Annotated in this window: 11 protein-coding genes and 1 pseudogene; 10 read left to right on the top strand and 2 right to left on the bottom strand. The window is 61.4% G+C overall.

Features of this window, described 5'->3' with window-relative positions:
- Nucleotides 1–175 precede the first annotated feature (175 nt).
- The 3 genes and pseudogenes from AACP59_RS07590 (at nt 176) to AACP59_RS07580 (ending at nt 4,496) form a co-directional block, all read left to right on the top strand.
- The gene (locus AACP59_RS07590; protein ID WP_339350801.1) at nt 176–709 is read left to right on the top strand and encodes a nucleoside deaminase; all 534 of its coding nucleotides are present in this window, start codon (nt 176–178) and stop codon (nt 707–709) included.
- Nucleotides 710–1,006: 297 nt separating this feature from the next.
- A complete protein-coding gene (locus AACP59_RS07585) occupies nt 1,007–1,984 on the top strand; it encodes a ketopantoate reductase family protein (protein WP_339350803.1) in 978 nt (325 codons plus the stop codon).
- A 213-nt stretch (nt 1,985–2,197) separates the two neighbouring features.
- Nucleotides 2,198–4,496, top strand: a pseudogene (locus AACP59_RS07580) (alpha-galactosidase).
- Nucleotides 4,497–4,670: 174 nt separating this feature from the next.
- On the opposite strand, the gene AACP59_RS07575 reads toward AACP59_RS07580, so the two are convergent.
- A complete protein-coding gene (locus tag AACP59_RS07575; protein WP_339350804.1) occupies nt 4,671–5,948 on the bottom strand; it encodes an ROK family transcriptional regulator in 1,278 nt (425 codons plus the stop codon).
- A 234-nt stretch (nt 5,949–6,182) separates the two neighbouring features.
- On the opposite strand from AACP59_RS07575, the gene AACP59_RS07570 reads away from it, so the two are divergent.
- The 6 genes from AACP59_RS07570 to ilvA all read left to right on the top strand — a co-directional run bounded on the left by AACP59_RS07570 (nt 6,183) and on the right by ilvA (nt 15,433).
- Nucleotides 6,183–7,439, top strand: coding sequence for an ABC transporter substrate-binding protein (locus AACP59_RS07570; protein ID WP_339350816.1), 1,257 nt, complete (start codon nt 6,183–6,185; stop codon nt 7,437–7,439).
- 17 nt (nt 7,440–7,456) lie between these two features.
- Nucleotides 7,457–8,353: a carbohydrate ABC transporter permease gene (locus AACP59_RS07565; protein WP_370465997.1), complete on the top strand. Its 897-nt coding sequence runs from the start codon at nt 7,457–7,459 to the stop codon at nt 8,351–8,353.
- Between the two features lie 34 nt (nt 8,354–8,387).
- Nucleotides 8,388–9,251 carry a carbohydrate ABC transporter permease gene (locus AACP59_RS07560; protein ID WP_297317234.1) on the top strand — a complete coding sequence of 288 codons (864 nt, stop codon included), beginning with the start codon at nt 8,388–8,390 and terminating at the stop codon, nt 9,249–9,251.
- Nucleotides 9,252–9,439: 188 nt separating this feature from the next.
- Nucleotides 9,440–11,350, top strand: coding sequence for a glycoside hydrolase family 13 protein (locus AACP59_RS07555; RefSeq protein ID WP_339350806.1), 1,911 nt, complete (start codon nt 9,440–9,442; stop codon nt 11,348–11,350).
- A 181-nt stretch (nt 11,351–11,531) separates the two neighbouring features.
- Nucleotides 11,532–14,006, top strand: coding sequence for a bifunctional alpha,alpha-trehalose-phosphate synthase (UDP-forming)/trehalose-phosphatase (locus AACP59_RS07550; RefSeq protein ID WP_297317230.1), 2,475 nt, complete (start codon nt 11,532–11,534; stop codon nt 14,004–14,006).
- A 161-nt stretch (nt 14,007–14,167) separates the two neighbouring features.
- Nucleotides 14,168–15,433 (top strand): threonine ammonia-lyase, encoded by a 1,266-nt coding sequence (gene ilvA / locus AACP59_RS07545; protein WP_339350808.1) that lies wholly within the window; start codon nt 14,168–14,170, stop codon nt 15,431–15,433.
- Nucleotides 15,434–15,581: 148 nt separating this feature from the next.
- On the opposite strand, the gene AACP59_RS07540 is transcribed toward ilvA, so the two are convergent.
- Nucleotides 15,582–16,346 carry a Sir2 family NAD-dependent protein deacetylase gene (locus AACP59_RS07540; protein ID WP_297317232.1) on the bottom strand — a complete coding sequence of 255 codons (765 nt, stop codon included), beginning with the start codon at nt 16,344–16,346 and terminating at the stop codon, nt 15,582–15,584.
- 552 nt (nt 16,347–16,898) lie between these two features.
- On the opposite strand from AACP59_RS07540, the gene AACP59_RS07535 reads away from it, so the two are divergent.
- Nucleotides 16,899–17,567, top strand: coding sequence for a hypothetical protein (locus AACP59_RS07535; RefSeq protein WP_339350811.1), 669 nt, complete (start codon nt 16,899–16,901; stop codon nt 17,565–17,567).
- The last annotated feature ends 878 nt before the right edge of the window (nt 17,568–18,445 follow it).

Genomic DNA, 18,445 nt, shown 5'->3' with positions numbered 1-18,445 from the left:
GGTTCTGCGAACGGAGATTCCACCAATGGTGTGATGTCCTGCACGGGTCCCTTCGGGGACCCGTCCTGCATTGAAGCACGCCCTCCTGAGGAAGTTGTTGTGGCCGGGTCCCAGTACGACTCATGTCGTCCTGCGCTGTCAGACTAAAGCTGTGAATAGCCGCTGGAATGCCCCTATGGATAGAGCACTGGAGTTGGCTCGGATAGCCGGGAAGCATGGTGATGTGCCCGTCGGGGCGGTGGTGATCGGACCCGATGACCGTGTGGTCGGGGAGGGATTCAACCAGCGACAGATGCTTGGACATCCGTTCGCCCACGCAGAGCTGGAGGCGATGAGCCAGGCGGCATCCGTCGCAGCAGGGGTAAGTCTCTTGTCGGAGTCGTGGTCCGGTCCGGCCGACCATGAGAGGACGGGTGGACGCTCCTGTGCGGCTGAGCGGTTCGGTTCGCACGGGGAACGATCATGGAATCTGCAAGGGTGCACTCTCGTTGTGACGCTCGAGCCGTGTCCCATGTGCGCCGGTGCCGTGCTCGCCTGTCATATCGGTCGTGTGGTATTCGGCTCCTGGGATCAGAAGGTGGGTGCCTGCGGCTCGGTCTGGGATCTCCTTCGGGATCCCCATGTCGGTGCGAGGCCAGAGGTCTTCGGCGGCGTTGAGGAGCGAGCCTGTACGGAACAACTGCAGTCCTTCTTCCGCTCGCTACGATGACCTGAGGACCTGTTACGCATCCGTCCAGCGACAGGTGTTGGTGGCACCGTGAAGATGAGCGGACGGAGCCTCGTCCTTGTGGCCGTCATCCCGGAGGTTGGCGGTCACTGATCCCCCCCCCCCTACCGGCGTTTCCATACCCAGGAGTTCCGACCTCGTCCACTATATGGTCCCGATATGCATCAGGTGGTTGGACCTCTGCATACTTTCCTGTACGTCCACCGATAGTAGGTGCCGTAATGACCGCGGATCGGGTTTCGGGATTTAACACAATCAGCGGCCAGCCGGAAAGGTTTGGTGTACAGGATGAAATATGCGGTGATAGGTGCCGGAGCCATGGGATACAGGCTTGGCGTGCTCCTCCAGGAACAGGCTGGACAGCAGGTGGATTTTGTCGACACATGGATGCCCAACGTCGACAAGGTTCATGATCAGGGGGGTGTCTACGTATCGAGGGATCACGACAACCGACACCTGGTTCCTATCGATATCAGCACGCCCGAGGATTATCGGGGTGAACCCGATGTCTGGATCATCATGCTCAAGCAGATGCAGTTGGGGGAGGTGCTGGATAGATGCGCCCACCTTTTCCGGGATCACCAGGTCGTCTTCTCGGCCATGAATGGCTGGGGTCATTTCGACAGGATCCTCAAGTACTTTCCCAAGGAGAGAATCTACGGGGGAACTGCCATGATCGGTACGGTCCTGAATGGCCCCGGCGATGTGGACTTCATCGGCAAACCCGGTGCCGGCTCCATGCATGTCTGCGCCATGACCGAGAAGATCACCGATTTGGAGCGGCGGATGGCTGCTGACTTCAAGGCCGCCAACCTGAACCCCATGCTCACCGAGAACTTCGAGGGGACCTGTCTGGCCAAGATCATCTTCAACTCCGTGGTCAACACGATCTGCACCATGTACCAGATCACCATGGGCCAGTTCATCTCCTATCCCGGTGCCATGGACATGGCCAGGCAGCTGGTTGACGAGGCCTATGACGCCTGTGAGCGTGCCGGCAAGCAGCTGATACAGACCCGGCAGGCCACCCTGGACGAGGTGGACTATGTCAGCCGTGTGAGCAACCCTCTCCATTACCCTTCCATGTACCAGGACATGTCGCGCGGGCGCCGGACCGAGGTGGACTACATCAACGGTTACATCGCCAGGCTCGGACGCGAGAACGACTATGTCTGCCGGACCCAGGAGTTCCTGACGCACGGCGTCCACCTGGCCGAATTGGCCTTCCAGGTCCACCACAAGGAGGCTGCCAGGTAGCGCCGGTCAAGTCCCCGTTGCCGCAAAGCCGTGGCGGATCCGAAGTCGTGGGTGTTGGCGCGCTGGTTTTCTTGCGAATTACTTTCCTTGAACAGGAAAACACGCCAGTGGAGACAAGTTAGCCGCGAGTCCATAGCATGGTCCCTGATTGTCAGTGTGCTCCCGATCAGTCCATGAGGGTCGGTCGGACCACTGGCTTGTGACGGAGGTGTCATGGACGTTCAGCAGGACAGGGCCGGGGAGGAGTCCTATCAGGGGGAATCGGCAGAGGGGGTGCCCCTGACCCTGGTATATATGGAGCGGGCCGGTACCGGTCTGGGGATACTCCTACCAGGTCCGGAGCTGCCGAGGATCGTGCACTGGGGCGGACCTGTGGCGGATCCGTCCGCCCTTCTCGGCTCCCAGGATGCACTGGCTCCTCAGCGGGTCTCCGGCGGCCTCGATCGGACCGCTTGGCCCAGCATCATGCCTACGCAGTCGGAAGCCTGGACCGGTGTTCCCAGGCTTGGCATCAGCCGTGAAGGGGTGGAGATCTTCTGCCGCTTCCAGGTTGAATCGACCGATCTGGATCAGGAAGTCCTCAGCCCCTTCGTCAAGCAGGGGGCCGATGACGATGGTGACTCGGATTCTGCCGATCTGCAGGCTTCCACCCTGACCGTCAAGGCCGTCGATACCGAGCAGCGGGTAGGGCTGATCTGGCGCTGCCAGCTTCTGGCATCAGGGCTGGTCCGTCAGCGGCTGGGCCTGACCAATCTCGATACCGGCCGGCCCCTGGTCGTCAATCGCCTGGAGCAGTGCTTTCCTCTGCCGCCGCGTGCCAGGGAAATCCTGACCACCACTGGCCACCACTTACGTGAGCGTAGTCCGCAAAGACAGCCTCTGAATATTGGCCGCGTGGAACGGGCCACCCTGGTTGGTCGGCCCGATTTCGATTCTTCCCTCCTGTTCTGTGCGGGGACACCCGGTTTCAGCTTCGAAGGTGGGCGCGTATGGGCCCGTCCACCTGGGTTGGAGTGGCAACGGCGAAATGAGCGCCGAACGTATCCCGTCAGCCCCGGTCCTGATTGGAGGCAGGGAGATTCTCATGGCCGGCGAAATGACCATCCCTCCTACGTCGGGTACCGGTCAGGAACCCTCTGCGTACACCTCGCCCTGGCTTTATGGTTCCTGGGGCCAGGGGCTGAACCAGGTAGCCCAGCGTTTCCATGCCCACCTGCGTTCCCTTCATCCGAGGTTCGCAACCCATCCCCGTCCGGTCACCCTCAACACCTGGGAGGCGGTCTACTTCGACCACTCCTACGAAAAGCTTGCGGCTCTGGCGGACAAGGCGGCCCGGGCCGGAGTGGAGCGTTTCGTGGTCGATGATGGCTGGTTCACCGGCAGGCGCTCGGATGAGTCGGGCCTCGGGGACTGGTCCATCGATGCCCAGGTATGGCCTCGGGGGCCGCGTGGACTCGAGGCCCTGGCCGCCCGGGTCCACCGGCTGGGAATGGAGTTCGGCCTCTGGTTCGAGCCGGAGATGATCAGTCCCGACTCGAGCGTTTTCCAAGACCATCCGGACTGGGTTCTGAAGCCGCTGGATTCACGTCTGCCTGTACAGGGTCGCAGCCAACAGGTCATGGATCTGACCAATCCACAGGCCTACGACCACGTTTTCCGTGCCATGGATTCCCTGGTCTCCCTCCTGGGCATCGACTACATTAAATGGGACCATAATCGTTACGTCATCGAGGCGCGCTCACCTTACTCCGGCAGACCGGCGGTCCATGAGCAGACCGAGGCCGTTTACCGTATCATGCGCGACCTGAAAAGGCGGCATAAGGACCTGGAGATCGAGTCCTGCAGTTCTGGCGGGGGGCGTATCGACCTGGGGATCCTGGAATATGCCGACCGGGTCTGGGTCTCTGACTGTGTGGACCCGGTTGAGAGGGCTGATATTCAGCGTTACACCTCACTCCTGGTCCCCCCGGAGATGATGGGGGAGCACGTGGGTGATTCTCCGGCCCACTCGACAGGCAGGGCCACCTCCCTTCAGCTGCGTGCGGCCATGGCGTTCTTTGGGCACATGGGTGTTGAATGGGACCTGCTGAAGGTCCCTCAGGAGCAGATCGATGAACTCGGTCATTGGATTGCTGCCCATAAGGAACTACGCGATCTTTTCAGGACCGGGCGCGTGGTGCATGGGGATGACTTCGATCCGGCCGTCAGGCTCGACGGGGTGGTTGCGGTCGACGGTTCCAGGGCCGTCTACCGTTTCACTCAGCTGACCAGTTCGGTCAACTATCCGGCCCAGACCGTGGCCCTGCCCGGTCTGGTTTCCGAGGCGAACTACAGGGTCAGGCCTCTGGAGGTATGCAAATCCCTGGCCGCTGTCGGTAATGGGCAGAGTCCGCTGACCTGGTGGGAGGGTGAGGGTGCCGTGCTGCCCGGTGCCGTCCTTCTGGACCAGGGTCTGCGGCCTCCGATGATTCATCCCGCCGAGGCCGTGGTTTTCCGAGTGGAGCGCGTCTGACCGTTTTCTCGGACCGGCTGTTTTCGGCTCGTCGGTTCCCGCTTTCCGCTCGATGCACCCGGTTCAAGGCCTCAATGGCGCTTTTCGCTTCGGTGGTGTCTTTGCCTCGGCGTCATTCGTCATGCTCCGCCGGCATCCGCCTACGTTTTCCGGACATATCCGGACGGGGAGTCATCAGACCCCGGCAGGGGCCATCAGGTAGGCGGCAATGGCCCTGGCAGCCGGTGCCTGTGCCCACTGGTTCCAGTCATCGTCGATTATCTGAAGACGGACTTCGGCCATCTGGCTGTGACGATAGGAGTCGATTCCCTTGCGGATGGATTCACCACACCGTTTCATCAGGTAGGAAGTCTCACCGCCGATCAGGATCTTCTCCGGAACGGCCACATTCGCCACTGCGGCGACCAGGACCCCCAGGCGGAACCCGGTCAGATTGAGGAGGGTGTTAGCCTGAGGCATATCCTGGTCCAGGTCGCAGATGAACTGGTCGATGGTTGCCGCTCGGCCTATCCTGCGTGAGTACTGTTCGACCAGGGAACCCGTGGTCAGGCACTGTGCGCAGCCCCGGTGACCCAGATAGCAGGTGGGACCGTCAGGATCCACCAGTTGATGACCGATCAGTCCGTATCCCTCGTCCGGGGAGGAAACGGGCATGCCATGCTCGGTCAGGGAATATCCGACTCCTGAACCGATGGTGACCAGGACGAACCTGTCCAGCCCGATTCCGGCACCGAACCAACCCTCATAGAGTGCCAGGGCATCAAGGTCGTTGAAGACCAGGCAGGGCAGGCCGCAGGCCTCCTCCATTGACGAGGCCAGATCCACATGCTCGCTCCATTGCAGGAAGGGTGCGTAGGTGATCACCCGGTTCCCCACTGCCCTTCCTCCCAGGGAGATGCCAAGCCCTGACGGTTCCGGTAGGCCCGCCTTCCCGATTTCGGCCATGCAACTCCGCACCAGCCTGGTCAGGACTGCCGTCACCGGGCCGGGCTCCCGGTGATGGATCTCCTCCCGATGCGGCTTCCCTACCGGTCGACAGGCCAGGTCGACGGCAATGGCCAGTGCCGTGCCGCCATGCAGGTTGATGCCGATGAAGGTCCTGGCATCATGCCGGATGACCAGGGCCTCCTGTGGTCTTCCCGCCCGTGGTCGAGGTCTGCTCGGCGTGACGCCGTCGGATTCCTCTCCGGTTTCCCTCCGGTCCACCTTCGTGGCCGGAAGAAGCCCCTTGGCCTCTATGACCCCACGGTGCGTCAGATCGTTGGTGATGCGCGACACCGCACCCTGTGTCAGATTGAAGCGTCGCGCCAGCGCCACTCGTGAGATGGGCCCGTGTTTCAAGACGTCGATTGCTATCCTGTGCGTAAAGGTGGAGGCGTTGAACCATGTGGGGAAGGGCCGGTGCGTCCCGGTCCCATCCGGGTTGAGCGATTGATCGACCGAGGTATTCATGGATCCTCTTTTCGCCTGTCCTGCCGCTTTCCATTCATGGTAGACCTGATTACTTTCCGAATGAAAGGAACTCGCCGGAGGTGGGAATTAAATGCCGCCGTCCCTATGCTGGGCCGCAGGATTTCGAGGTCGCTGATGCCCATATGAATGGTAAAGGAGCCGTATATGTCTTATGCACACGGTGGCGGACGATCCGGGGTTGACCCCTGGGATCCCCCCACGCTCACCAAGCGGATGCTGACCTGGTTGAAAGCCGTCCTGGCCGCCGTTCTGGCCGCCGTGACGGTTGCGGCCACGGCCGGTTGCGGATCCACCGGGACCGGAGTGGTCACGCTGGATTTCTTCCAGTTCAAGTTCGAGGCCGCCGACCAGTTCAAGGCCATGGTTGCCCAGTTCGAAAGGGAGAATCCTGACATCAGGGTCAAAATCAACAACTCGGCCGACTCCCAGACCGACCTGCGCACCCGTCTGGTCAAGAACAGGGTACCCGACGTGGTCACCTTCAATGGTGACATCAGCTTCGGCATGTTCGCAGCTTCAGGTGTCTTCCATGACTTCACCGATGACCCTCTGGTCAAGGACCTCAACCCCGGCATGGTCTCCATAGCCAGGAACCTGGTTCAGACCAAGGATCCCAAGGCCAAGCGCCTCTATGGTCTCCCCTTCGTCGGCAACGCCAGCGGCTATATCTACAACAAGGCCCTTTGGCGCCGGGCCGGTGTGGACCCCGAGAACCCGCCCCGCACCTGGTCGGAGTTCACGGCCATGCTCGACAGGTTCAAGGACCAGGGCATCGAACCCGTCCAGGCCACCCTCTCGGATTCCTGGACCACCCAGGCCCCCTTGGCATCCCTGGCAGGAACCATGGTCCCGGAAAACAGGTATGCGGAACTGCTGACCGGAAAGACCGATTTCAGGGCCATCTGGTCCGACCCTGCCGAAAGGGAGGTGGAGCTCTTCAGTCATTCCACCGGTGACAAGGGCGTGACCTATCAGCAGGGCACCCAGAACATGGCCAACGGCAGGGTGGCGGTCCTGCCCTTGGGTACATATGCCATTCCCCAGATCAGGATGATCAATCCCAACGCCGATCTGGGATTCGCGCAGATGCCGGCCAACGACTCCCCCTCCGATCAGATCCTCACGGCAGGCGACGATGTGATGCTGACCATGGGTGCCACCACCAGCCATCCCAAGGAGGCCATGAGGCTGATCCGTTACCTGATGCAGCCTGAACAGCTGCGCACCTATGCCAAGGCGCAGACCGCCTTCGTGCCCACCAGGAATGTAGAGGCCGGAGATCCGGCGCTGAACGGGGTCCTGCCCTTCTTCCGTGCGAACAGGCTGGCGGATTTCTGTGATCACTACATTCCCTCATCCATCAACATCGGCGGATACCTGCAGACCATGGTGACCAAGGGTGACATCAATGGGTTCATCGATTCCATGCAGGCCGAGTGGGACAAGGTACAGGCAAGGAACTTCCAATGAAAGGCCAGAATTCAGACATGAAACAGTCCAAGCCGGGCAAGGGGGGCTTCTCTGATCGGAAGGTCGATAGGGCCTTCTACTGGATGGCCGTCCCCGCCGCCCTGATCTTCACCCTCTTCCTCTACGTGCCCTTCATCCAGGGCGTGGCATACTCCTTCACCAACTCCCAGGGGTATGGCAAGTTCGCATGGATCGGTTTTAAGAACTACTGGGCCCTCTTCCGGGACGGGCGTGTGGGACATGCATACATCTTCACCTTCCTGATTGCCGTTGTGATCACCGTCCTGGTGAACTTCATAGCGCTCTTCATCTCCGTTGCCCTGAACGGGAAAATCGCCTTCAAGAAGGGGTTCAGGGCCATCTACTTCATTCCGTACACCCTTTCGGTGCTGGTGATCGGGTATGTTTTCAAGTACATCTTCATGACGCCTCTGCCGGCTTTGGGCCAGGCTCTGCACATCGGCTGGCTTTCTCAGTCACTCCTGACCAGCGAGCGGTACGCATGGATACCGATCGTCTTCCTCTCGGTCTGGCAGGCCGTGGCCTATTCCACACTGATCTATCTGGCCGGTCTGCAGACCATTGACACCGAGGTCTATGAGGCCGCCGCCATCGACGGGGCGAACGCCTGGCAGTCCTTCTGGAAGATCACCTTCCCCCTGATTGGCGCCTTCTTCACGATCAATCTGGTCCTGACCCTGAAGAACGCCTTCAACACCTTCGACCAGGTGGTGGCCCTGACGGCGGGCGGGCCGGATTCCAAGACCGAAACGGTCACCTATCTGATCTACAAGGGGGGTCTGACCGGCGGCGAGTATGCATACCAGACGGCCAACGCCGTCATGTTCTTCATCGTCCTGGCCGTCATCGCATTCATCCAGTTGGGTATTTCCAGAAGAGGAGAGAAGGTCTGAGATGAGCCAGACAAAACAGATCGGATCACCGGACATGTCACGATCCTCATCCGGGCCACTCCCGCATAGGAGCGCTTTCGAGATCAGGCTGCACAACATCAATTGGTGGCTGACGGCCGTCGTGGCCGTCCTTTCCCTGACCATTCTGGTGCCACTCTACTTCACGGTGGTCACGGCCCTGAAGACCCCGGCCGAGGCCGGCACCTTCAGTCTGCCCACATCCTGGCAGTGGCACAATTTCGTTGATGCCTGGAACAAGGTCAACTACCCCAAGGCGGCTCTGAATTCGGGCATCGTCACGGTCTGCGCGGTGGTCATCACCCTGCTGACCAACACCTTCGTGGCCTACGCGGTGGCCAGGAACATGGACAAGCGCTTCTTCCGTTTCCTCTACTACTTCTTCATCGCGGCCATGTTCGTCCCCTTCCCGGTGGTCATGCTCCCCATCGCCAAGCAGTTCGGCAGCTGGCACATGGACAACGTCATCGGTCTGATCCTCCTGTACGTGGTGCTGGGTCTGGGCACCAACCTTTTCATCGCCACCGGATTCATCAGGTCCATCCCGACGGCCCTGGAGGAGGCGGCCAGACTTGACGGAGCCGGGACCTGGCGGATCTTCTGGACCATCATCTTCCCCCTGATGGGACCGATCAACGCCACCATCGCCATCACCACGGCTCTCTGGGCCTGGAACGATTTCCTCCTGCCCCTGATCGTCCTGACCGACCAGTCCAGTCAGACCATCCCCCTGGCCCAGTACGTGTTCAGCTCGCAGTTCGCCACCAATTACCCGATGGCCTTCTCCAGCTATCTGATGGCACTGGCCCCGATCCTGATCGTCTACCTCTTCGCGCAGAAGTGGGTGATCAGCGGCGTCATGCGGGGTGCCGTGAAGTAATCGATTGCCGACTGATGCCCCGGCCCTCCATCCATTCGGAGCGGTCGGGGTCTTATCGGGTCTGCCGGTCCGGTGCCGATGCTTGCACACCGACCTGTCTGATCATTCCAAGCCGAGCCGAAACTTCCCTTATAGTGGGAACCACCGTACAAAGAAGTTCCTTGAATCCAGCGTATGGAAGGAAGACCATGACCCAGGAAGAGCGTGCCCAGCTGCCCGATTCGATACGGACCAACGGAGCCACCCCCAACCCCTGGTGGACCAATGCCGTGGTCTACCAGATCTACCCGCGATCCTTTCAGGACACCAATGGGGACGGTTACGGCGACCTGCCTGGCATCACTCAACGCCTGGATTACCTGGCCGATCTGGGTGTGGATGTGATCTGGCTCAGCCCGGTCTACCGATCACCCCAGGACGACAACGGGTATGACATCTCCGACTACCAGGACATCGATCCGATCTTCGGCACCATGGACGACATGGATGAACTTGTAGAGGAGGCTCACCGGCGCGGGATCAAGGTGGTCATGGACCTGGTGGTCAACCACACCTCTGACGAGCATGTATGGTTCCAGGCCTCCCGCAATCCCGACGATCCCCATGCCGACTGGTACTGGTGGCGTCCCGCCCGGGCCGGTCATGAGGCGGGAACCCCTGGTGCCGAACCCAATCGGTGGGGGTCATACTTCGGTGGCTCCGCCTGGGAATACGATTCCCGACGCGGAGAATACTATCTTCATCAGTTCTCGAAGAAACAGCCTGATCTGAACTGGGAGAACCCTCAGGTCCGGCAGGCCGTCTACCGGATGATGAACTGGTGGATGAATCGGGGCATCGACGGTTTCCGCATGGACGTGATCGTCATGATTTCCAAGACGGTCGATGACCAGGGGCGTCTACCAGGGGAAGAGGGGTCGACCCTCCGGGACGGTCCGGTCGGACCGGAGGGGTATTCCTCGCCCGTGCCCTTCTGTGTGGACGGTCCCAGGCTGGAGGAGTACCTCAAGGAGATGCGTCGCGAGGTCTTCGAGGGCCGTCAGGGATACCTGACCGTGGGGGAGGCCCCGGATCTTTCACCCCGGCGAAGCGGGGTCATCACCGACCCGGCCAATCGCGAACTGGATATGCTTTTCCTCTTTACCCAGACCAGTATCGATACCGATGGGAGCAAGTGGGAGATCCGTCCATTCCAGGTCGGCAGGCTTAAGGAGGCCATGGGCCGGCAACAGGCGGCCGTGGCCAAGGCGGGCTGGGCCAGCCTGTACTTCGACAACCATGACCAACCCCGCATCGTCTCCCGCTGGGGTGACACCTCAACCGAGGAGCTACGGGTCCGATCCGCCAAGGCCCTCGGTCTCCTTCTGCACATGCATAGGGGCACCCCCTATATCTACCAGGGCGAGGAACTGGGTATGACCAACGCCGGCTTCACCAGGCTGGACCAGTACCGGGACCTCGAATCCATCAACCTCTACCACCAGCGGGTTGACCAGGCCCACGAGCAGAGTCCGGAATCCATGATGGCGGCCCTGGCCTATATGAGCCGCGACAACGCCCGAACCCCCATGCAGTGGGATTCCACCAAGTTTGCCGGGTTCACCGCCTCCTACGCCCCCGAGGAACCCTGGCTGGCGGTCAATCCCAACCATGACAGGATCAATGCCAAAGTCGAGCTGCGGGACCGGGACTCGGTCCTGGCCTTCTACCGGGAACTGATCCACCTGCGCCACACCAACCTGGTGGTCGCCGCCGGAGACTTCTCCCTCCTGGATCCGCAAGCTGAACAGATCTATTCCTTCACCCGGGCCCTAGACCAGGCGCCGGAGTCCAAATCCGGCCCCGAGGCCAGGAGTGCTCTGGATGCCATGCCCTGCAAACGCCTTCTGGTCGTGGTCAACCTGAGCAGCCAACCGGCGGCTCTGCCTCCGCAGACCGCCACTCTCCTGGGTGTGGACCAGTCCGCTTCGACCTCCATATCCCTTGGGGCCGTCGACGTGGATCGGATCCTGATCTCCACCTACCAGCCCGAGCAGACCGTCGGTTCCCTCCTGACCGGCCGACTGGCTCCCTGGGAAGGCTTCGTCTACCTCCTCTAAGGCCTGGCTGCCCAACCCTGAATGGACCATCCTGTGGCGGCCACCCGCCCTTGCGGCTACAGTGGAAATATATGTCGTGTCCTTTCGCCAGCCGGCCCCTGATGGCTGGGCCGGACAAAAGAGGCACGACCAGCAGGCCGGCATTGGTCCGGCAGGCCCGTATAGGAGGGTGGGGCTGTATATGTCTCGTTTGATTATCGTTTCCAACCGTCTTCCCATGTCCTTGGAGGCCGCTGAGGACGGCTCCTACACGCTGCGGCAGAATGTGGGTGGCCTGGCCACCGCCATCGGCCCCTACCACCGCTCCCACAAGGACTGTCTCTGGATCGGCTGGAGCGGGATTGACCCCGGGCAGTACTCGGACCATGAGCTGCAGGACATACGCAAGGCCTACAGCGAAAGCAGGTGTATTCCCATCTTTCTGAGCAAGGAGGAGCTCAAGGGGTACTATGCGGGCTTCTCCAACAACACTCTCTGGCCCCTCTTCCATGATTTCTCCCATGAGGCCGTCTTCAGGCAGCAGGACTGGGACATGTATCGCAAGGTCAACATGCGCTTCGCCCAGGTGGTGGAGCCACTGATGCGCAAGGGCGACACGATCTGGGTCCAGGACTACCATCTGATGCTCCTGCCCAAGATGCTTCGTGAGCGTTACCCCGACGCCTCGATCGGCTGGTTCCTCCACGTCCCCTTCCCCAGTGCCGAGATTTTCCGCTCCCTGCCCTGGAGCCGTGAGATCCTGGAGGGGGTCCTGGGGGCCAACCTGATCGGCTTCCACACCGTGGACTTCTCGGCCAGCTTCCTGGCCTCCCTCCACCGCCTTCTGCCGGAGCTTCCGGTCAATATGGACGGGGTGGTCGAGATGCCCGATGGGCACCGAGCCGCCATCGACGCCTTCCCGATCGGTATCGACTACAACCTCTACAGCAGGACGGCCCGGTCCAGCCTGGCCAGGGCGATGCGCCGGGGAATCGATGAGGCCTGCGGCAAGTCGCCACGTCACCGGTATCGGACCTCGGTCACCGCCGAAGGGGTGGCGGCCACGGAGGCAGGCATCTCCGACAGCAACTGGTGGAGCCACTACATCAACGAGGACATCCCCGAGACCACCCTGGCCAAGCAGGCGGCCTCTTCCATCGAGAGCAGGTCCAACAAGGTCATCGTCTCCGTGGACAGGCTGGACTACACCAAGGGGTTGCCCGAACGCCTCCAGGCCTTTGGCTGCATGCTCGACAAGTATCCCGAGTGGATAGGCCACGTGACCTACTACCTCCTGGCCACCCCTTCGCGTGAGAACGTCAAGTCCTACCAGCGCCTCAAGGACCAGGTGGATCAGCTGGTGGGCGAAATCAACGGAAAGTACTCCCTTCTGGCCTGGACCCCCATCCACTACATCACCCGCTCCCTCTCGATCAAGCCGGTTTGCGGCATCTACACCGCAGGTGACGTGGCCCTGGTCACCCCCCTGAGGGACGGGATGAACCTGGTGGCCAAGGAGTACCTGGCCTGCCATGACGGTCGTGACGGCGCCCTGGTCCTGTCGGACATGTGCGGAGCCGCGGACGAGCTGACCGATGCCTTCGTCGTCAACCCCTACGACATCGATATGGTCTGTGAGGCCCTCCACAACGCTCTGGAGATCTCCCCCGAGGAATCCCGCCGCCGTAATATCCGTATGCAGGCCAGGCTGAAGGTTCGCACAGCTGCCAACTGGTGCACTTCCTTCCTGGAGACCCTCAAGCAGGTCTCCACGCCAGGTATGACCGACAAGAGGTTCAGGATGGACCACCATAACGAAATCGTCAGGCAGTGGGACAAGGCCAGCCGTCGCCTGATCCTGTGCGACTATGACGGAACCCTGACCCCTCTGGTGCGCAAGCCCGAGCGGGCCAAGCCCACCAGGGCCCTTTGCAGGCTCCTGACCCAGGTCGGTTCCGACCCCAACGTCGACCTGATCCTGGTCTCCGGGAGGAGCCATCAGATCATGGAGGACTGGTTCAGCCAGCTTCCGGTAGGCCTGATCGCCGAGCACGGTGCCTGGTGCAAGAACTGCCCCGGACAGGACAAGGGGGTCTGGGAGCGTGCCAAGGGTCTGCCGGATTCGGACACCTGGCAGAAGGTCATCAGGCCCATCATGGACCTGTCGACGGAACGGGTGCCGGGCTCTTTCGTCGAGAGCAAGTCGGATGCCGTAGCCTGGCATTACCGGATGAGCGATGCCAAGGTGGCCGACAAGGAGCGCGAGGATCTCCTGCAGCGGTTGCGCCGTGTGGTCGTCGGGCTGGGGCTGATGATCATGGAGAACTCCAAGGTCGTCGAGGTGACCCCGGTCGCCACCAGCAAGGGCCAGGCCGTTCTCCCCCTGATTTCCAGCGGGGACTATGACTTCATGATGGCGCTGGGCGATGATGACACCGATGAGACCATGTTCGCCGTCATGCCGGAGTCGGGATGGACCCTCAAGATCGGCCCCGGTCAGACCAAGGCGAGGCTGCGGGTCGAGGACCCGGTGGCCGTCAATCTCCTTCTGGCCGACCTGGCCGCAGGTGTGGCCCGGGACCCTGCCGATGGCGGACCCACCTCCGCCCGCTTTGCCGATGACCATACCATCGTCGACGATGCGGCCGCCCGACCCTCTGCCCGGAAGAGGGGCTGAGCGTCTCATCTCGCCAGGAATCCCCGGTGGGCTGCGTCGACCAGGTTGCCGACGTGGCCAGCCGAGGATTTCGTGTATCTCCCCGTCCTCCAGGTTCGACCATGTCCAGCATGTTGACACCGGCTCGTCAGGAGGGGACGGCACGGGAATAATGATGGAACATGGATACGAACGAAGTCGATCTTGACCTGAAGGCGGATCATGCCGCCGACCTGCACGAGGCCGCCAAACGGCTGGAAGGTGTGGCCAGGCGCACCCGAATCGAACATTCGCAGGAGCTCAGCGACCGGGTGGGGTACAGGGTCATGCTCAAACCCGAGAACCTCCAGCTGACCGGTTCCTTCAAGGTTCGCGGTGCCTACAACAAGATCGCCTCCCTCCCTCAGGAGGACCTGGACCGGGGAATCATCACCGCCTCGGCCGGCAACCACGCCCAGGGTGTGGCCTTCGCCTCCAGGCACCGCGGGGCCCGCGCCACCATCGTCATGCCCCAGATAACCCCGCCCCTCAAAGTGGATGCCACCAGGTCCCTGGGCGCCGAGGTGGTCCTTGAGGGGAACGTTTTCGATGAGAGCTTCGACTATGCCCGCAAGCTGGCCGACGAGAGGGGGATGACCTTCGTTCACCCCTTCGACGACTACCAGGTCCTTTGCGGGCAGGGCACCATCGCCATGGAGATCCTGGATGATGTTCCTGACGTGACGGACATCGTGGTCCCCCTTGGCGGTGGCGGCCTGGGTGCCGGGGTCGCGCTCGCGGTCAAGACCTTCAGGCCTGATGTCAGGGTCATCGGAGCCACGCCGGTCGGGTCACCGGCCTGGCGTGAGTCCCTGACCGCCGGCAGGGTGGTGGCGGCTGACCAGGTCAGCACGGCAGCCGAGGGCGTTGCCGTCAAACGGCCCGGCGACCTGGATTATGCCCTTCTGAGTCGGTACATGGATGACCTGGTCCAGGTCACCGAGAGCGACATATCCGAGATGATCCTCTTCATGCTGGAAAAGCACAAGCTGGTGGTCGAGGCCGCAGGGGCCGTTTCCTTGGCTGCCCTGGGCCAGTTGGAACTCCAGTCGGATGTCTTCCGTTCCGCCGCCGGACCCCATGTGGTGGTCCCCATCATCTCGGGCGGCAACATTGACACGGTCACCATAGGTGCCGTTATCCAACGGGGGATGATTTCCCGTGGCCGTATCATGCAGTTCGGTGTCGAGCTTCCCGATACGCCCGGCCAGCTGGTCCAGGTCGCCACGGTTCTGGCCAACCTGCGTGCCAACGTGATCGAGCTCAACCATGACCAGTTCAAGTCCTCCGGCCACTACGAGAACGGCGTCCTCCTGGAGGTGACCGTCGAAACCAACGGCACCGACCACATCACCCAGATCCTGGACACCCTGCGTAGCCAGGGATTCCAGGTCCACCAGAATTACTGAGGCCCTTTCAGGTTCACGGGGAAGGGGTTCCCATGCCTGTGAACCTTTGTGTGCCTGTTATCGTTCCTCCGCGAATCGGATGTTCGGATTTCTTGCGGCACTGTATGCACCTGCCTATGGTTCCCTTGGAGAAAGAAGCAATGGTGCCCTATGCGGCCTCCTGATTCGCTGAGATGGTCTCGTCCACCAACTGCGGCAGGGCCGTCTCTATCGGCTCATGAATCAGTCGGGTGGCCAGGGAATCATACTGGGTCCGCCCCAGATTCATGATGGTGATGGGCACGCCCGCCTGCGACGCCACCGGCACCAAGGAGGCAGCAGGGAAGACCTCCAGGGTTGAGCCGATCACCCAGAATTCGTCGGCGCCAGTGACCAGTCGCATGCTCTTTTCCATGGCCCCCTCGGGCAGGGCCTGGCCGAAATAGACAACATCAGTTTTGATGATGCCGTCGCAGGGCATGTTCCCCTGGTAAGGCATACGTTTGTGGCAGTGCGGATCCGGCTCCTCGTCCAACCTGTCCATAATGTCGGCCGTCTGGTATTCCTGGCCGCACTTCATACAGTGCGAGGTGCCGATGGTCCCGTGAAGGTTCACGATCACCTGGTCGGAGTTGCCAGCCTTTTCATGGAGGGCATCAAAATTCTGGGTGGCCAGGAGGACCAGCAGCCCGGCTTTCTCCAGCCTGGCCAGCGCCTTGTGGGCCACTCCGGGCTGGGCCCTCCAGACCGGCGACTCCTTCTGCCAATGCCAGGAGTATTCCCGGGCCTGCTTGTCGCTCATGAAGAGGTCCAGGTCGTACACGCTGGTCTGATCGGGATGCTTGGTCCAGACACCGTCAGGTCCACGGAAGTCCGGAATCCCTGCCGAGGTTGAAATACCCGCGCCGGTCAGTACTGCGATCTTCTTGCTCATACCCCTGTCTTACCATGCGGATGTGTACGCGTCCCACTGTGTGCCTGGGCATCCTCGACGATCCATACCTGAGGGGCTTACCCTGGGTGGTCGTCCTGTGCAGGCTCAGGCCTGGGCCCTGTCCGTTCCCAGGGTGCGAATTGGCCTCGGTAAGCAGGGTCAAATATCGTGCATATCCGGAACCGTTGTCCGAAGAATGGGCTGAGTCGATACCGTTGGACCTGCCATACAGTACGCGGTTATGTCTGAGCTCTCTACTGCTTTGGCCCTCAGGTTCAATACCCTGAGCCATGATAATCCACCATGCAGAAGTCGGGTTTTCCGTTTCCGACACTGTTCTGGCCACTTGTTTTTGACGAAACCCAGGAAGGCTGCGACCGCACTTCTGCCCGGAGTCGTACATTGCCCAAACCGGTCAGGCTCCGGGCCGTTGTGAGAGTCATGACGGGTCCGACAGGAGCACCGGAAAACAGTGAGAAGCGCGGGCCGCTTCACCCGTAGAGCAATCATCATCATCGTGGCCGGCTGTCTGGGAGGCGGATGGGTGTGTACATGGCGGGCCCATGCCTCCGCCTTGGAGGACTGCCAACAGTCGACAAGGCGGACAGTCATCCATCGCCTCCTGCAGGAAGCACCCGGGGGAGGCGGAGCGCCAGGCCAAGTCGGTCCCCAGGGCGACGTCTGCGACGTCAGGGTCATCAACGCGGCGACGAAGCCGACCAGGGACGTAAAGCCGGTCACCCTGCCGTCCTGCCCCGCCGAGGCTTCCAGGGGCGACCTGGAAGAAGCCGGGCCGAGGCCGACCGGACCGCCCGGGACACGTCCGGGGCCGACGGGAACATCAAGACCGCCTCGGCCGCACTGACCGCCGACGAGTGCAGGACCGTCGAGGCCCACCTGGACCAGACCATCACCAGTGCCGACCGGACCAACAACATCAAGGCCGTCAACGGCTCCAAGAACGCCAAGGATCCGAAGCCGCGTCCCTGCCGCCGCCCAGGCGCCAACAGGCGGCTGCACCGGCGGCAGGTATTCGGGCGGCGGGAACCGCGGACCTCCGGTTGCGGATCCCCACCCGGCTACACACCTCCTGCAGGTGGCAATGGCGGCGCTAATGGCGGCTGCACCACTGCACCCCATCATGAGCTCGCACAAGAGGGCAACAATATGGCGCATCATTATGCATGCGTCATGCATCCTGATATCACTTCAGATTGCTGAAACACAGAATGGCAACGGCCCGGATCGCACAGGTTCATCAGTGCGCCGGACCGTTCATTTTTGCTGCCTCAGAACCCTGTCGCCTCTGGGGCGGCTTTGCATGTACCTGAGCCTCGAGGTATGGGGGCTCCGGATTCGATGAAGAGCGAGGTTCCCGGCGGGACTGTTCCTCCTCCACTTTCCGAGGGGCCTGGCCGGCCATTTTCTTGAGCTCCGCCATCATCCCTCTCCGCCCCGATTCCGGCTTCTCTTGACCGCCTTAGCGGCCCTGATAATGTGCCGGTCGTCCGGCTACCTGCTCCGTTTCCTGCGCGCCTTATCCGCCCGCGCAACCGGTCGATGCGCCTGGCCAGGTTATCCTTGGTCCGTGTCGTCATTGTTCGCACCTCGTCCCTGTCCGGTTGCTCTTTCCGGCTTCGCATCCAGACCTGTTCGAGGATGTACATCCTCGATGCGGTTGCGAGTCGGACGGGATACAGAACGTCTCATGGTCAGGAGCACTTGGAATCCGAGCTTCCTGATGGGTGGCCCTGCTCAAGCCGACCGTTTGCATCGGTATCGAAGGTGTCAGAACTCATCGATCACGCGTGAGCGAGATGAGAGAAAAAGCGACACGCCGACCACAATGTTGGAATCACTTGATTCTGATGTCAATCCTGCGACATCGATTTGCGCAATTGCCAGGTCGTGGTAGATTTATCTCTTGCTGCTCAACACGGCGTTTCCTCTTCTCAGGATGAGTTGATTCGCTTGTTGGTGTGGTGGTGGTTTGAGAACTCAAGAGCGTGTTTGTGCTACTTTATAGCTTTTTTGATTGCCAGTCCGATGCCCGCCCGGTGTTGCCGGGTGCACGAGGGTGCTGAATGGGTGTCGGGGTT

This window comes from Bifidobacterium indicum (genome assembly GCF_036987015.1).
In the GTDB taxonomy this organism is placed as follows: Bacteria; Actinomycetota; Actinomycetes; order Actinomycetales; family Bifidobacteriaceae; genus Bombiscardovia; species Bombiscardovia indica.
The sequence above is the reverse complement of the archived record's forward strand: the minus strand, read 5'-3'. Positions and strand labels throughout refer to the sequence as shown.

Excerpts from the sequence above, each read along its gene's own strand:
- ilvA (WP_339350808.1), top strand. The coding sequence starts at position 14,168 with ATGGATACGAACGAAGTCGATCTTGACCTGAAGGCGGATCATGCCGCC.
- AACP59_RS07555 (WP_339350806.1), top strand. The coding sequence starts at position 9,440 with ATGACCCAGGAAGAGCGTGCCCAGCTGCCCGATTCGATACGGACCAAC.
- AACP59_RS07590 (WP_339350801.1), top strand. The coding sequence starts at position 176 with ATGGATAGAGCACTGGAGTTGGCTCGGATAGCCGGGAAGCATGGTGAT.
- AACP59_RS07550 (WP_297317230.1), top strand. The coding sequence starts at position 11,532 with ATGTCTCGTTTGATTATCGTTTCCAACCGTCTTCCCATGTCCTTGGAG.
- AACP59_RS07535 (WP_339350811.1), top strand. The coding sequence starts at position 16,899 with ATGGCGGGCCCATGCCTCCGCCTTGGAGGACTGCCAACAGTCGACAAG.
- AACP59_RS07560 (WP_297317234.1), top strand. The coding sequence starts at position 8,388 with ATGTCACGATCCTCATCCGGGCCACTCCCGCATAGGAGCGCTTTCGAG.
- AACP59_RS07575 (WP_339350804.1), bottom strand. The coding sequence starts at position 5,948 with ATGAATACCTCGGTCGATCAATCGCTCAACCCGGATGGGACCGGGACG.
- AACP59_RS07565 (WP_370465997.1), top strand. The coding sequence starts at position 7,457 with ATGAAACAGTCCAAGCCGGGCAAGGGGGGCTTCTCTGATCGGAAGGTC.
- AACP59_RS07540 (WP_297317232.1), bottom strand. The coding sequence starts at position 16,346 with ATGAGCAAGAAGATCGCAGTACTGACCGGCGCGGGTATTTCAACCTCG.
- AACP59_RS07570 (WP_339350816.1), top strand. The coding sequence starts at position 6,183 with ATGCTGACCTGGTTGAAAGCCGTCCTGGCCGCCGTTCTGGCCGCCGTG.